Origin of the sequence: Candidatus Pantoea deserta (genome assembly GCF_003813865.1) — a bacterium.
Taxonomy (GTDB): domain Bacteria; phylum Pseudomonadota; class Gammaproteobacteria; order Enterobacterales; family Enterobacteriaceae; genus Pantoea; species Pantoea deserta.
The window spans coordinates 31,655-46,728 of sequence record NZ_RMVG01000006.1 but is presented as its reverse complement, the minus strand read 5'-3'; the positions used below and the strand labels follow the sequence as shown (position 1 = coordinate 46,728).

General features: G+C 57.2%; 12 protein-coding genes. 4 read left to right on the top strand and 8 right to left on the bottom strand.

Annotated elements, in window-relative coordinates; translation table 11 throughout:
* Positions 1-11: 11 nt before the first annotated feature.
* The 4 genes from BBB56_RS10035 to BBB56_RS10020 all read left to right on the top strand — a co-directional run bounded on the left by BBB56_RS10035 (position 12) and on the right by BBB56_RS10020 (position 4,864).
* The gene (locus BBB56_RS10035) at positions 12-2,699 is read left to right on the top strand and encodes a cation-transporting P-type ATPase (RefSeq protein ID WP_123800818.1); all 2,688 of its coding nucleotides are present in this window, start codon (positions 12-14) and stop codon (positions 2,697-2,699) included.
* A 525-nt stretch (positions 2,700-3,224) separates the two neighbouring features.
* A complete protein-coding gene (locus tag BBB56_RS10030) occupies positions 3,225-3,668 on the top strand; it encodes an Xre family toxin-antitoxin system antitoxin (RefSeq protein ID WP_123800817.1) in 444 nt (147 codons plus the stop codon).
* On the top strand, positions 3,665-4,123 hold the full coding sequence (locus tag BBB56_RS10025) for an RES family NAD+ phosphorylase (RefSeq protein ID WP_123800816.1): 459 nt from the start codon (positions 3,665-3,667) through the stop codon (positions 4,121-4,123). The genes BBB56_RS10030 and BBB56_RS10025 overlap by 4 nt, the downstream gene beginning before the upstream one ends.
* Before the next feature lie 465 nt (positions 4,124-4,588).
* On the top strand, positions 4,589-4,864 hold the full coding sequence (locus tag BBB56_RS10020; RefSeq protein WP_123800815.1) for a hypothetical protein: 276 nt from the start codon (positions 4,589-4,591) through the stop codon (positions 4,862-4,864).
* A gap of 95 nt (positions 4,865-4,959) precedes the next feature.
* Here the strand turns inward: BBB56_RS10020 and BBB56_RS10015 are convergent, their stop codons facing one another.
* The 8 genes from BBB56_RS10015 to uca all read right to left on the bottom strand — a co-directional run bounded on the left by BBB56_RS10015 (position 4,960) and on the right by uca (position 15,074).
* A complete protein-coding gene (locus tag BBB56_RS10015; protein ID WP_123800814.1) occupies positions 4,960-5,187 on the bottom strand; it encodes a hypothetical protein in 228 nt (75 codons plus the stop codon).
* A gap of 62 nt (positions 5,188-5,249) precedes the next feature.
* On the bottom strand, positions 5,250-5,948 hold the full coding sequence (gene urtE, locus BBB56_RS10010; RefSeq protein WP_123800813.1) for an urea ABC transporter ATP-binding subunit UrtE: 699 nt from the start codon (positions 5,946-5,948) through the stop codon (positions 5,250-5,252).
* A 1-nt stretch (position 5,949) separates the two neighbouring features.
* Positions 5,950-6,741: an urea ABC transporter ATP-binding protein UrtD gene (urtD, locus tag BBB56_RS10005; RefSeq protein WP_123800812.1), complete on the bottom strand. Its 792-nt coding sequence runs from the start codon at positions 6,739-6,741 to the stop codon at positions 5,950-5,952.
* A complete protein-coding gene (urtC, locus tag BBB56_RS10000) occupies positions 6,734-7,810 on the bottom strand; it encodes an urea ABC transporter permease subunit UrtC (protein ID WP_123800811.1) in 1,077 nt (358 codons plus the stop codon). The genes urtD and urtC overlap by 8 nt, the downstream gene beginning before the upstream one ends.
* The gene (gene urtB / locus BBB56_RS09995; RefSeq protein ID WP_123800810.1) at positions 7,810-9,375 is read right to left on the bottom strand and encodes an urea ABC transporter permease subunit UrtB; all 1,566 of its coding nucleotides are present in this window, start codon (positions 9,373-9,375) and stop codon (positions 7,810-7,812) included. The genes urtC and urtB overlap by 1 nt, the downstream gene beginning before the upstream one ends.
* A 74-nt stretch (positions 9,376-9,449) precedes the next feature.
* Positions 9,450-10,718, bottom strand: coding sequence for an urea ABC transporter substrate-binding protein (gene urtA / locus BBB56_RS09990; protein WP_123800809.1), 1,269 nt, complete (start codon positions 10,716-10,718; stop codon positions 9,450-9,452).
* 30 nt (positions 10,719-10,748) lie between these two features.
* Positions 10,749-11,447, bottom strand: coding sequence for a GntR family transcriptional regulator (locus tag BBB56_RS09985; protein ID WP_123800808.1), 699 nt, complete (start codon positions 11,445-11,447; stop codon positions 10,749-10,751).
* A 9-nt stretch (positions 11,448-11,456) separates the two neighbouring features.
* Entirely contained in the window at positions 11,457-15,074 is a 3,618-nt protein-coding gene (gene uca / locus BBB56_RS09980; protein ID WP_123800807.1) for an urea carboxylase, read from the bottom strand.

The following is a 15,074-nucleotide window of genomic DNA, read 5'->3' as shown; positions in this document are numbered from 1 at the left end:
AGGAGAAAGCGATGAATACTGATAAACCGGAAAGAGCCTACTATCATCTTTCTGTTGATGAAACCCTGACGCGTACAACAAGCTCAGCCGAGGGTATAACCAGTACGGAAGCGGCAGCGCGCTTACATCAGTTCGGGGAAAATGCATTACCGCAAAAACCCGGCAAACCCGCATGGCTGCGCTTTCTGGCCCATTTTAACGATGTTTTGATCTATGTCCTGCTGGCGGCCGCTCTCCTGACAGCGGTTATGGGGCACTGGGTGGATACGCTGGTGATTCTGGGTGTGGCGGTGGTCAATGCACTGATCGGCCATATTCAGGAGAGTAATGCGGAAAAATCCCTGCAAAGTATACGCAATATGCTTTCGAGTGAAACGGTCGTTGTCCGCGCCGGCAATTATGAAACACTCCCCACCACATCGCTGGTGCCAGGGGATATCGTCGTGATCCGTGCCGGAGATCGCATTCCCGCAGACCTTCGCATCATTGAATCCCACAACCTCCGGGTTGAGGAAGCGATACTGACCGGGGAATCTACGGTAGTGGAAAAAAGTACCGCAGCGCTGACAGGCGACCTGGCTCTGGGCGATCGCACCAATATGCTGTTCTCCGGCACCACCGTAAGTTCAGGCGGCGGCAAGGGCGTCGTTGTGGCCACCGGCGGCGATACAGAGCTGGGACACATCAATCAGATGATGTCTGATATTGAAAAGCACCGAACGCCACTGCTGGTGCAAATGGATAAGCTAGGCAAAGCCATTTTTCTGATTATTCTGGCGATGATGGCGGCATTATTTGTCTTTAGTTTGCTGTTCCGCGATATGCCCGTCTCTGAACTCATGCTTTCACTGATCAGTCTGGCTGTTGCTTCCGTTCCGGAAGGATTGCCAGCCATTATTTCCATTATTCTGTCACTGGGCGTGCAAACCATGGCCAGGCAGCAGGCGATTATTCGCAAGCTGCCGACGGTGGAAACGCTGGGCGCAATGACGATCATTTGCTCGGACAAAACGGGCACCCTGACCATGAATGAAATGACCGTCAAAGTGGTGATTACCGCCGATCATATTTATCGGGTTGAGGGCGACAGCTATGAGCCGGTGGGAACAATGCATAAAATTGATGATGCGTCGCCGGTGACAATAGCCCCAGGCTCCATGCTGGAAAGCTATTTACGCACTATCGATTTGTGTAATGACAGTCAGCTGATAAAAGATGAGAACGGCATCTGGAAAATCACTGGCGGGCCGACCGAAGGGGCGCTTAAGGTTCTGGCGGCTAAAGGACGACTACCGGAAGTCACCACAGAGCTGCGAAGCAAAATTCCTTTCGATTCACAATATAAGTATATGTCCACGCTTTACCGTGTCGGTGACGAAGAGCGCATTCTTATCACCGGCGCGCCTGATGTATTGTTCCGACTTTGTCAGCTACAGCAAACAGAAAGCGGCTTGCAGCCACTTGACCTGGCCTGGTGGGAAGCCAGAATCGAAGAGTACGCGGGCGAGGGATTACGCATGGTCGCGGCCGCGTGGAAACCGGCATCGTCCGGGCAGACTGAGCTGTCCCATCAGGATTTACAACAGGGCGTAATCTTGTCAGGTATTGCCGGAATGATGGATCCGCCGCGTCCTGAAGCCATTTCCGCTATTGGCGACTGCCTACAGGCAGGTATCCGCGTCAAAATGATCACCGGCGACCATCCGCAAACGGCAATGAGTATCGGCCAGATGCTGGGTATAGGCAACGCCAGCACCGCCATTACCGGTCGCGAACTTGAGAGCATGAATGAACAGCAGTTAAGTGAGGCGGCGCAATATTACGATATTTTCGCGCGGACCAGCCCTGAGGATAAATTTCGCCTGGTGCAGGCGTTACAGCGTAACAGGGAAATCGTCGGCATGACCGGAGATGGTGTGAATGACGCGCCGGCCTTGAAACAGGCTGATGTTGGCATTGCGATGGGCATCAAGGGAACGGAAGTCACCAAGGAAGCAGCGGATATGATCCTGACGGATGACAACTTTGCGACCATTGCCGGCGCGGTCAGAGAAGGGCGCAGGGTTTACGACAATCTCAAGAAAACCATTCTGTTCATAATGCCTACTAACCTTGCGCAGGGGTTACTGATCATTATTGCCTTACTGGCGGGCAATTTGATCCCGCTTACGCCCGTTTTGATTCTCTGGATGAATATGGCGACCTCCGCCACGCTCTCCTTTGGCCTGGCCTTTGAAGCCGGAGAAAAAAATATAATGAAACGTCCGCCACGCGACCCAACGCTGCATGTGATGGATGGCTTCGCTATCTGGCGCGTGATTTTTGTCGGATCGATGATCGCCATTAGCGCCTTTGTGCTGGAGGCCTGGCTACAACCGCGCGGCTACTCCGCAGAATTTATCCGCACGGTATTGTTGCAGATGCTGGTCACGGCCCAATGGTTTTATTTACTAAATTGTCGCGTCTCTGACGGCTTTTCTTTGAATAAAGGGTTGCTCAGGAATAAAGGCATCTGGATTGTCAGCGCCGTTCTGCTAGGGCTACAGCTGCTGATAATTTATGCCCCTTTCATGCAGCTCCTGTTTGGTACGGAATCGCTGCCTTTCCGCTACTGGGTCATTACGTTCATTATAGGTTTCGTCATGTTTTTGATTGTGGAAATCGAAAAGCCACTAACCCGAAAATTCAGAAAGGTGTAATACCTGAACGAATAATGCGAATATTCAGGCTGTTATTGCCGCGGCCTGAATATTCATACGTTGCCACTCAATGGAAAACGAGCAAGCTGTTATGACTTCTGGTCGATCACTTTACTCAGCATCAGTGACCTTGCCAGAAGTTTATGGCAGCAGACAATTCAAAGCCTGTTATCAGCCAGATGGCGCAATGAATACGTATGCAGGACGATCAGTCGCATCGGCGCTTCTTACTTTTTGTTTTCGTAAAAGCGCATGGCTCGCCACACCTTATCTCTGAAATACGCAGCCGGAAAGGACGTTGTCGGCACGGCGTAAACCTGAGGATGCCAGTCCAGTATGCCTGATGTTTCGAGGAACATCGTCAGTATCAGGGCCGCGCAGGTCTCTCCCTGTCTCTGTGACGAACCCGGCAACGATCGCCGGTCGCGCCCACTATTCTGCCCCAGTCTGGTTAACAGGTTGCGCTTAACCGCTGGCGGCTGCATTACCATATGGATATAATTAAATATCCATATGGAGGTCGAAATGAAAACATTCAGCTTATCCTCAACCAAAGCCAGACCGCCCCGTCTGTGGCAGGTAGCCGGGTTAAACAATTCTGATGGTGTGGCGCTGCTGGGGCAGATTAGCCAGGGGCTTGATGGCAAAGTTGCCAGCCTGATTGTTGACTGGGCGAAGATAACGCAAAGCGACCTGCGCAAAATGTCCGGCATTCCGTCAACGACATTCAGCCGGAGCGTAAAAGCACGATTCAGCGCTGAGCAAAGCGAACGGCTGGTGCGCATCATCCGCGTTATCGATCGGGCGGTTGAGCTGTTCGAAGGAGATAAGGATGAGGCGCAAAAGTGGTTAAATGAGCCAAACAAGGCGCTGGGCTGGAAAGTGCCCGCCGAGCTAATGGCATCCGAAACCGGGGCTTATGAAGTGATTAAATTAATCACACGCCTGGAACACGGGGTCTACTCTTGATCCTCTATCGGCTGACAAAAACGAAGTATCTTTCTACCGCCTGGACGGGTTACGGCGCAAAGGAAGCCGGAGGCCGATGGAACAGCGTTGGCACTTCTATGGTGTATCTTTCAGAAACCGCCTCGCTCACCATGCTGGAGACGCTGGTTCATTTGCATGCGGCCCACATTCTGGATTATTTCACCCTGTTGCGTATTGATGTGCCAGATGCGCTTATTCAGGCTGCCAGCATGGATGAACTGCCAGATCGCTGGGCTGCTGAAGAAGCGCCGCCAGAGCTGGCCGCATACGGTGATGCCTGGATCTTTTCTAAAAGCTCAATCGCCTTGCGTGTTCCCAGCGTCCTGTCGCCTGTGGAATATAACTACCTGCTGAATCCTGAACACCCGGAATGCTATGAAATCACGCATCAGGCAGAGGCGATTCCCTTCCAGTTTGATAACCGACTAAAGTAAGGTTGTGTGCAAGTCGGGAGTTGAAACGTTTCGGTAATGAATGCACGAACGTGACTGCTATCCCTTCGGCCGTATGCGCTAGCGCGGCGTGGTCCTCAGACGCAGCGCATAAACTCAACCATTATTCGTAAGCAACAACAAGCCGCTGCCCGGTTTTGTACGTTGAGGTTATTCAATCGCGCCGTCAGGGTGGGGAAACCGTGTGGCAGGCGCGCTTTCTCGCCGCCAGCCAGGTGTTATGCCATGCAAAAAGCGGAAGACCGCCATTGCCGCGCGTCATTGTTGCCGGAACGCACCGCCAGCGAATGCGCTACGCGCTGTGATTGCGCCGTTATCTCCAGCTGATTGAGCTGCGTGCTCCCCGCGCATTAAACAGACACTATTGACAAATACGTCGCTCATCTCATGCCCTGGCGCAGACCAGACAAGTGACGACACAGGATGATGAATCGGCGTCCTCGCCGAATGAGAGATATTGATAATAATAACGGGCTGGCAAAGCTGGGAGAAGGGGAGCTGGATTTCGCTGCGCCGGATGCGACCGGGTATGCCGGTATCACAGCCATAGTGCGGCATCAGACCAGCTATTCCGCCGTGGCTGGCTCCCACGAACATCCCGATATGGTGACCCTGGCCGAGGGCGAGCCGATTATCGTTGCCTGTGAAAAACAGTACGGCTGGAAATTGCGGCCGGAACAGCTGGCAGCGGCATTAAGGAGGTATTTAGCGATGAGTAACTAAATACCTTTTCACGGATATGCCTGTGGACAGGGCAGGAACAATTGGTAGCAGAACGGCCTTATTGAGGTCACATATCAATGCGCTTTTAGCGCAGATCACGATCTAACAGTTTTCAGCTGAGCCAGCGTTTGCTGCAAAATAGCGGCAACCTGTCGCTGCGTCTGTTCATCACTGCCATGATTGAGATGCAACTGACTACGCAGCTCGTGAAGCGCCTGCATAACCGAGGGTTCAAATGGCTGACGCTGTTCAGACATTGCCTGATTCACGGTCTCACTCTGCCGGGCAAACAACGCCAGTTTGGCGAGCAGTGCTTCAGCCATAGCCTGATGCTCAGTCAGCCAGCCTTTACCCTGCTCATTAATCGCGTAGCGTTTGCGGTTGCTTATATCGCGACCAGATTTCGCACGCCCTCGCTTTCCATATTTTCGCCTTTTCCTCTTTGAACGATTTCTCCGCGCGACATCACCAGGTAGTTGCCCGCCAGTTCAGCGGCAAAATCATAAAACTGCTCGACCAGCAGGATCGCCATATCGCCACGCTGCGCCAGCTGCCGGATAACGGCGCCAATTTCTTTGATTACGGAGGGCTGTATGCCTTCCGTGGGTTCATCAAGAATTAACAGCTGCGGGCGGCAGGCGAGGGCGCGTCCAATCGCCAGCTGCTGCTGCTGACCACCCGAAAGATCGCCGCCGCGCCGCAGTTTCATCTGCGACAACACCGGAAACAAGCGGTAGATTTCATCGGGGACCTGTTTCGCCTTGCCGCCGGAGAAACGAGACAGTCCCATCAGCAGGTTTTCCTCTACCGTCAGGCGTGGAAAAATTTCACGTCCCTGCGGCACATAGGCGATGCCCGCCTGTACGCGCTGGTGCGGTTTAAGGGTATTAATGATCTTATTCTGCCAGCGGATTTCACCCGACTTAGCCGGGATCACGCCCATCAGACACTTCAGCAGCGTGGTTTTCCCTACGCCATTGCGTCCCAGCAGGCAGGTAATTTCACCGGGCTTAGCGTCAAATGAAAGCCCGCGCAGAATGTGGCTGCCGCCATAATATTGATTCAGTTCTGATACCTGTAACATTTCAGCGTCCCAGATAAACGTCAATCACCTGTTCGTTAGCCTGCACGTCGCGCAGCGAACCCTCAGCCAGCACCTGCCCCTGATGTAATACCGTGACATGATCCGCGATGGTTTCCACAAAGCCCATATCGTGTTCGACGACCATCAGGGAATGCTTACCGGCGAGACTGCGAAACAGCTCGGCGGTGTAGGCGGTTTCGGCATCGGTCATCCCCGCTGCCGGTTCGTCAAGCAACAGTAAGTGCGGGTCCTGCACCAGCAGCATGCCGATTTCAAGAAACTGCTTTTGTCCATGCGACAGCAGCCCCGCCTTACGCTGGCGTTCGCCGCTAAGCCGTAACAGCTTCAACACTTCATCAATGCGATCCTGCTGCTCACTGTTGAGACGCGCCCGCAGGCTGGCCCAGACTGATTTGTCATTTTTCAGCGCAATTTCCAGGTTTTCAAATACCGTCAGCGCCTCAAACACGGTGGGCTTCTGAAACTTGCGTCCTATGCCGGCGCGGGCGATCTCTGGCGGCGATAACCGGGTGAGGTCAGTGTCCTGATCATAAATCACCTCTCCCTTATCCGGTCGCGTTTTCCCTGTTATCACGTCCATCAGCGTGGTTTTGCCCGCGCCGTTTGGCCCGATAACGCAGCGCAGCTCGCCGACGCCGATCTGCAACGACAGATCGGTCAATGCACGAAAGCCGTCGAAGGACACGCTGATGTTGTTCAGCTGAAGCACCGGATCGCTCTGATGACGATGGCGGTCCGCGGGTTGCGGTTGGGTAAAGAGTAGGTCAGTCATCACGCCTCCGGCGCAGCAGGCCAATGACGCCACGCGGTAAAAACAGCGTGACAAGGATAAACATCAAACCGAGAAAGAACAGCCAGAACTCAGGAAACGCCACGGTGAACCAGCTTTTAGCCCCGTTGACAATGGCCGCGCCGAGCAGCGGACCAATCAGCGTGCCCCGGCCGCCAAGCGCCACCCAGATCGCCGCCTCAATCGAGTTGGTCGGCGACATTTCCCCTGGATTGATAATGCCCACCTGCGGCACATACAGCGCCCCCGCCAGCCCGCACAGCACGGCGGATAAGGTCCAGACGAACAGCTTAAAACCTTTGGGATCGTAGCCAATAAACATCAGACGGTTTTCAGCATCGCGTACGGCGGTAAGCACGCGGCCAAACTTACTGCGCGCCAGCGCAAAACCGATGCCGAGGCTGATTAAAAGCAACAACACAGAGGCGACAAACAGCCCGATGCGCGTGCCGGTCGCGGTGACATGAAAACCGAGCAGGGTGGTGAAACCAGTGAAGCCATTATTGCCGCCGAAGCCGGTTTCGTTGCGAAAGAACAGCAGCATACCGGCGTAGGTCAGCGCCTGCGTCATGATCGAAAAGTAGACGCCTTTGATCTTTGAACGAAAGGCGAAGAAACCGAACGCCAGCGCCAGCAGGCCGGGAACCAGCACAATCAGGCACAGCGCCCAGGCAAAATGCTGCGTTCCGGCCCAGAACCACGGCAGCTCGCGCCAGGAAAGAAATGACATAAAAGCGGGCAGTCCGTCGCCTGCGGCCTGACGCATCAGGTACATGCCCATGGCGTAGCCGCCGAGGGCGAAAAACAGGCCGTGGCCGAGCGACAGTAAACCGGCATAACCCCACACCAGATCGAGCGCGACGGCGACGATGGCGTAGCAGAGGATCTTGCCGAACAGCGTCAGCGTATAGGTGGAAATCGCCAGCGGATGAGTGGCAGGCAGCAGGGCGCAGAACGGCAGCAACAGCAACAGCAATGTTACGGCGGCGCCGATGCTAAACGTCAGGCGCGGCGCTTTTCGCCCGATGGTTAATGTCAGTGGCTGGCTCATCAGTCAATCACCCTCCCTTTGAAGGCAAACAACCCTTGCGGACGTTTCTGGATAAACAGCACGATCAGGACGAGGATAAGAATTTTGCCCAGCACGGCGCCAGTCTGCGGCTCGAGCACTTTATTAAGAATACCGAGGCCGAAGGCCGCCACCACGGTGCCCGCCAGCTGGCCGACGCCGCCCAGCACCACGACGAGAAAAGAGTCGATGATATAGCCCTGGCCCAGTTCCGGGCCGACATTGCCCAACTGCGACAGCGCCACGCCGCCCAGTCCGGCGATGCCGGAGCCGAGGCCAAACGCCAGCATATCGACACGTCCGGTCGGCACGCCGCAGCAGTCCGCCATGGCGCGGTTTTGCGTGACGGCGCGCACGCTGAGGCCAAGACGGGTTTTATTCAGCAACAGCCAGGTTAACCCCAGCACTGCCACGACAAACAGAATGACCGCGATACGGTTGTAGGGCAAAACCAGATTCGGCAATACCTGAAGGCCGCCAGAGAGCCAGTTCGGATTAGCGACTTCGAGATTTTGTGCGCCAAACATCATGCGCACCAGCTGGATCAACATCAGGCTAATGCCCCAGGTCGCCAGCAGCGTCTCCAGCGGGCGGCCATAGAGATGGCGGATAATGGTGCGCTCCAGCACCATGCCCATCACCGCCGTCACCATAAAGGCTACCGGCAACGCCAGCAGCGGATACCAGGCCAGCCACTGCGGCGCGAACTGCTGAAACAGGCTTTGCACCAGCCAGGTGGCGTAGGCGCCTAGCATCAGCATTTCTCCGTGCGCCATGTTGATCACCCCGAGCAGACCGTAGGTAATCGCCAGGCCAAGCGCGGCCAGCAGCAGGATCGATCCCAGCGACAGGCCGGTAAACGCCTGTCCGAGTAAATCCCCCCACATCAGGCGCTGTTTAATCTGCTGAAGACTGTGCGCCGCCGCGGCGCGCACATCGGCATTGGGTTCACTGGCAATCTGGGTAAGGCGGTTCAGGCTGGCCTGGGTGCCGGGATCGCTGGAGTCACCAAGCAGCGTGACCGCCTTCAGGCGCACTGCCGCGTCGGCGCTGGCGAGTTGCAGATTCGCCGCGGCCATGGTCAGTGCGGCCTTTACCTGGGTGTCGCGCTCGTCGGCCAGCCGCTGCTGGATGAGCGGCAGCTGATCTGCCGCGCCGTCGTTTTGCAGCTGCTGCGCGGCACGCAGGCGCGTAGCGGCATCACTGCTGACCAGCTGGTGAGCAGCGAGAGCGCTGGCGATCAGCACGCGCAGGCGGTTATTCATAAACAGCTTTTTCGTACCGCCGCTCGGCTGCTGCGCGCTGTCAAGCGGCTTCAGGTCAGCGCCCTGTTTGCTAAACGGCTGTTTATTCTGGTCGATGACCACGGTTTCATGGCGCAGCGCTTCCAGCAGCGGCAGACGGCTGGCCTGCGGTGCGGCAGCCCACTGTTGCAACAGCGACGCCTGCTGCATGCGGCTGGCGGCAGCAAAGCTTGCTCCGTCGCCCGCCTTTGCCAGCCAGGGCAGAAGTAACAGCAGACAGCAGAGATAACGGCGGATAGACATAGTTCTGGCCCTGTTGATGGTGGCTGGAGAGGGTGCGCGCCTGCTTTTCTGCGAAGACGCGCACCTCACGCAACTTACTGCGTCGCTTTCACGGGATGGTCAGGCTTCTTGTCATTCCCGGCGATATACGGACTCCACGGCTGAGCGCGTATCGGCTGTTCGGTCTGCCACACCACGTTGAACTGGCTGTTCTCTTCCACTTCACCAATCATGACCGGCTTATGAAGATGGTGGTTGGTCTGATCCATGGTCAGAGTAAAACCGTCCGGCGCCTTAAAAGTCTGACCGGCCATCGCCGCCCGCACCTTATCCACATCGGTGGTGCCCGCTTTTTCCACGGCCTGCGCCCACATATGAATGCCGACGTAGGTTGCCTCCATCGGGTCATTGGTCACCACGGTATCGGCGTTGGGCAGATTATGAGCTTTGGCGTAAGCACGATAGGCAGCAACAAACTTCTGGTTATCCGGGTTATCCAGTGACTCAAAGTAGTTCCATGCCGCCAGCTGGCCGACCAGCGGTTTGGTATCGATGCCGCGCAGCTCTTCTTCGCCCACGGAGAAAGCGATAACCGGAATATCGGTCGCTTTTATGCCCTGATTGGCCAGCTCTTTATAGAACGGCACGTTGGAGTCGCCGTTGATGGTTGATATCACTGCGGTTTTGCCGCCGGCCGAGAATTTTTTTATGTTGGAAACGATGGTCTGATAATCGCTGTATCCAAACGGGGTATAGACTTCCTCAATATCCTTATCCTGGACCCCTTTTGTATGCAGGAAGGCGCGCAAAATTTTGTTGGTGGTGCGGGGATAGACGTAGTCGGTTCCCAGCAGGAAGAAACGTTTAGCGCTGCCGCCGTCCTCGCTCATCAGATATTCCACCGCCGGAATCGCCTGCTGGTTCGGCGCGGCGCCGGTGTAGAACACGTTTGGCGACATCTCTTCGCCTTCATACTGCACCGGATAGAACAGCAGGCCGTTCAGCTCTTCAAATACCGGCAGAACCGATTTACGCGATACCGAGGTCCAGCAGCCGAACACCACGGCAGTTTTATCCTGCGTCAGCAGCTGGCGCGCTTTCTCGGCGAACAGCGGCCAGTTAGAGGCGGGATCGACCACCACGGGTTCCAGCTTTTTGCCCAGCACGCCGCCCTGCGCGTTAATCTCATCAATAGTCATCAGCGCCACCTCTTTCAGCGGCGTTTCCGATATCGCCATGGTGCCGGAGAGCGAGTGCATTATCCCGACTTTGATGGTGTCTGCGGCCCTGACGCCAAAGGAAAGGCTCATGCTGACCACAGTCGCTGAGAGTGCGAAAGCCTTGAGCAACGAACGTCTTTTCATTTTCTGAACCCCTAAATTGTTTATATGAATTTATTCAATGGGTTGGAGCCTGGCCTGCTGTAACATGTGCAAAGTAATTTTCCTGACCTCAGCCTTACTCACGGCGATGTGATCGGTCAGAATGCGCTGCGCCTCCTCGGTCTGTTGCTGAAAAATCGCCAGTAAAATCTGGGCGTGTTCGCGATAAGTGGCATCGACGCGATCGTCCCTGGTGAAGTCAAGACGGCGAATGATGCGGATTTTTTCGGTCAGTTCGGCATGAATGCGCGCCATCTCCTGATTGCCGGCGGCGGCCACCAGCGCTATATGGAAAGCTTCATCGTGCGCGGACACCGCTTTGCCGTTCTCCAGCCGCGGCGCATCAATCCAGAAGCCTTTCAGCGGCGCCAGGGTGTCTGCGCACAGCGGCGATGGCAGGGCGCACAGGCGGCGCACCGCTTCGCACTCCACCACGGTGCGGAAGTCATAAAGCTCTTCGAAATAGGCGAAGTCGAACGGTTTCACCTGCCAGCCGCTGCGGAACCACACTTCGACGTAGCCCTCACGCTCCAGCCAGAACAGCGCCTGCCGTACCGGCGTGCGGCTCACCTCCAGACGGTCGGCGATCTCTTTTTCGCTGAAGCGATCGCCGGGCATCAGGCGAAAGTCGAAAATGTCCTGCTTCAGCGCCTGGTAAACTTTCTCCGCCAGCGCTTCCGGGCGGCCTTTGCCGCGAGGGCTTAGATTCATGCGGACTCCTCAGGCCAGCCACAGCAGAACATCGCCCGGACTTACCGGACGCCCGGCCTGACAGGCGATGCGTTTCACCGTGCCCGCCTGCGGCGCGACAATCGCCAGCTCCATCTTCATCGCTTCGACGATGATCAGCGTCTGACCGGCTTCCACCACATCGCCCGGCTGCGCCAGCACTTTCCAGATGTTGCCGTTCATGTCGGCGCATACGGCCAGCGCATCTTCATCTGCCTCTGCCGCGACCTCTGCCTCCTGATCGATCGGCGGAGCACTCTGCTCTTCCTGCGCCCATAAGGCGACCTCCTGCTCAAAGGCGGCGGCCTGGCGCTGACGGAAATCGGCAATCGACTCGGCGTGATCGGCGAGAAACTGCTGATGCGCGGCGAAATCAAACAGCGTCTCTTCGATACGGATGCGCGCGCGTCCCTCGCGGAAGTCGTCGCGGAGCTGCGTCAGCTCCTCTTCGGTTACCGGATAAAAGCGCACCTGGTCAAAGAAGTGCAGCAGCCAGGGTTCGCTGGCAGCAAACTGCGGGTTTTTGAGGAATTTATTCCAGATTGGCAGGGTCCGGCCCACCAGCTGATAACCGCCGGGCGAATCCATCCCGTAGATACACATGTACATACCGCCGATGCCGACCGTGCCTTCGGCGGTAAACGTCCGCGCCGGACTGTATTTAGAGCTAAGCAGGCGATGACGCGGGTCGATCGGCACTGCGCAAGGCGCGCCCAGATAGACGTCACCCAGACCGAGGATCAGATAGCTGGCGTTGAAAAGGGTGTCGCGTACCGCCTCGCGGCTGGCTAATCCATTAATACGCTGAATGAAGTCGACATTGTTCGGCAGCCACGGCGCGCTGGCGCGTACCGTTTCTTTGTAGCGCTCCACCGCGCCGAGCGTGGCGCTGTCTTCAAATGCCATCGGCAGCCAGACAATGCGCGACGGCACTTTCAGCGCGCTGACGTCGCCGAGTTTCGCCTCCAGTCCCAGCAGCAGGTTCATAAGCTCACCCTGGCTAAGGATCAGGCTGTCGTAACGAACCTGTAGCGAGCGTACGCCGGGTGACAGCTCCTCCACGCCAGGCACCGCCCGTTCGCGCAGCGCATTCATCAGCAAATGCACGCGCAGGCGCAGCGCCAGATCCAGCACGTTGTCGCCATACTCGATCAGCACATATTTGTCGCCTGCCTGACGATAAGCCACGGCGGGCGTGCTCTCCGTGGCCGGTAGCGACGCCAGCAGCGTGGCGGAGCCTATATCGCTGGTCGCCAGTGACGGCACGTCAAACGCGGCGGCGTGCGCGCTGCGCAGCGTACTGATGCTGTGCGCCTGGGCTTTTTCGCGCGCGACGGCTTCATCAGCGCTAATCGGATGGAAGCGGATGCGATCGCCGGGCTTCACCTGGCCGACTTTCCACAGCTCCGCTTTGGCAATGGTGACCGGACAGACAAATCCGCCGAGGCTCGGACCGTCGTGCGTCAGGATGACTGGAAAGTCGCCGGTAAAGTTCACTGCGCCAATCGCATATTCGCAGTCGTGTACGTTAGAAGGATGCAGTCCGGCTTCACCGCCGTTGGCGCGTGTCCAGCTCGGTTTCGGGCCGACCAGACGCACGCCGAGACGGTTGGAGTTGTAATGCACCTGCCAGTCGCTGGCGAAAAACTCATCGATGGCGGCCTGGGTAAAGAAATCAGGGGCGCCATGCGGGCCGTACAGCACGCCGATGCGCCATTCAGTGCCGTAATGCGGGATCAATGCGCGATCGGGCGTCTGCGGCTCGCTCACCGGCGCGGGCGTGGTGCAGGCCGCCAGCTGCGGCTGCGAAACCGGCAGCATATCGGCTACCCGCAGCGTACGTCCGGCGTGACCGCCAAACTGGCCGAGTGAAAAGGTAGAGCGACTGCCGAGATATTCCGGCATATCGAAGCCGTTGCGCACAGCCAGACAGGTACGACAGCCGCTTTGCGCGCGGCCAAGCGTCAGGGTTTGTCCGGCGGTGACCTTAACAGGTTGCCAGTAGTCAACGCTTTCGCCATCCAGCTCCGCCGGACAATCGGCGCCGGTCAGGGCGATCACGGCATCGCAGTGAAAACGCAGCGTCGGTCCCTGCAAGGTGAACTCCAGTCCGGCGGCGCTTTCATGATTGCCCACGATGCGGTTGGCAATACGAAAGGCGAAATCGTCCATCGGACCAGAGGGCGGCACGCCAATATCCCAGTAGCCGAGGCGGCCCGGATAATCCTGAACGGTGCTGAAGGTGCCGGGTTGCAGCACCTCAATCATGCTGGCCTGCGGCGTAAAGCTGTCAAGAAAACGCGTCCAGACGTCACCGCTGCGGAACGCCTCGGTGGCGACAACCTGGCGCAGATAATCGAGGTTGGTCGCGATGCCGTGCAGCTGAGTGGCGGCCAGCGCTTGCTGCATTTTTAACAGCGCCGCGTCGCGCGTGTCGGCGTGCACAATCAGTTTAGCGACCAGGGGATCGTAAAACGCCGATACCTCAGTTCCGGTATCGATCCAGCCGTCAACGCGCACGTCGTCAGGAAAAGTGACGCCGGTCAGCACGCCAGGACTCGGCTGGAAGTTTTTCAGCGGGTCTTCGGCATACAAGCGCACTTCAATCGACGCGCCCTGAGGCGCCTGTTGCAGACGCGTCCAGTCAATGGCGTCGCCCGCGGCTACCTTCAGCATGCACTCCACCAGATCGAGTCCGGTAACGCATTCGGTGACCGGATGCTCGACCTGCAAGCGGGTATTCACCTCCAGAAAATAGAAGGCGTCCTGTTCAGCGTCGTAAATGTACTCCACGGTTCCGGCGCTGCGGTAATTCACTAATTCCCCCAGGCGTACGGCCGAGGCGAGCAGGGCCTGGCGCGTGGCCTGCGGCAGGTTCGGCGCCGGGGTTTCTTCCACCACTTTCTGATTACGGCGCTGTAGCGAACAGTCACGCTCGCCGAGGGCGACGACCTTGCCGCTGCCGTCGCCGAAAATTTGCACTTCAACATGACGTGCGCGATCGATACAGCGTTCAAGGAAGACGCCGGCATCACTGAAGAACTGTTCTCCCAGACGTCGCACGCTTTCCCAGGCGTTGCGCAGGGCGATATCGTCGGCGCAGCGCGTCAGGCCAATTCCGCCGCCGCCCGCCGTGCTCTTCAGCATAACGGGATAACCGATCTGTTCTGCCGCGTTTAAGGCTTCCTCAAGAGAGCTGAGCAGCGGGGTGCCGGGCGTCATCGGCACGCTGGCGCTGGCGGCCAGTTCGCGCGCGCGGTGCTTCAGGCCAAATTCGCCGATCTGTTGCGCCGTCGGGCCGACAAAAGCGATGCCGGCCTGCTCACAGGCGTCGGCAAACGGCAGGCTTTCAGACAGAAAGCCATAACCTGGCCAGATCGCTTCCGCACCGCTTTCACGGGCGGCGGCAAGGATTTTATCGATGCGCAAATAGCTGTCGCTGGCTTTATCACCGCCAAGGGCAATCGCCATATCGGCTTCTTTCACATGTTGCGCGTTGCGATCGACATCCGAATAAACGGCAACGCTTTTTACCCCAAGGCGCTTCAGGGTACGAATGGCGCGGCAGGCGATTTCCCCCCGGTTAGCAATCAAAACGGTACTGAACAT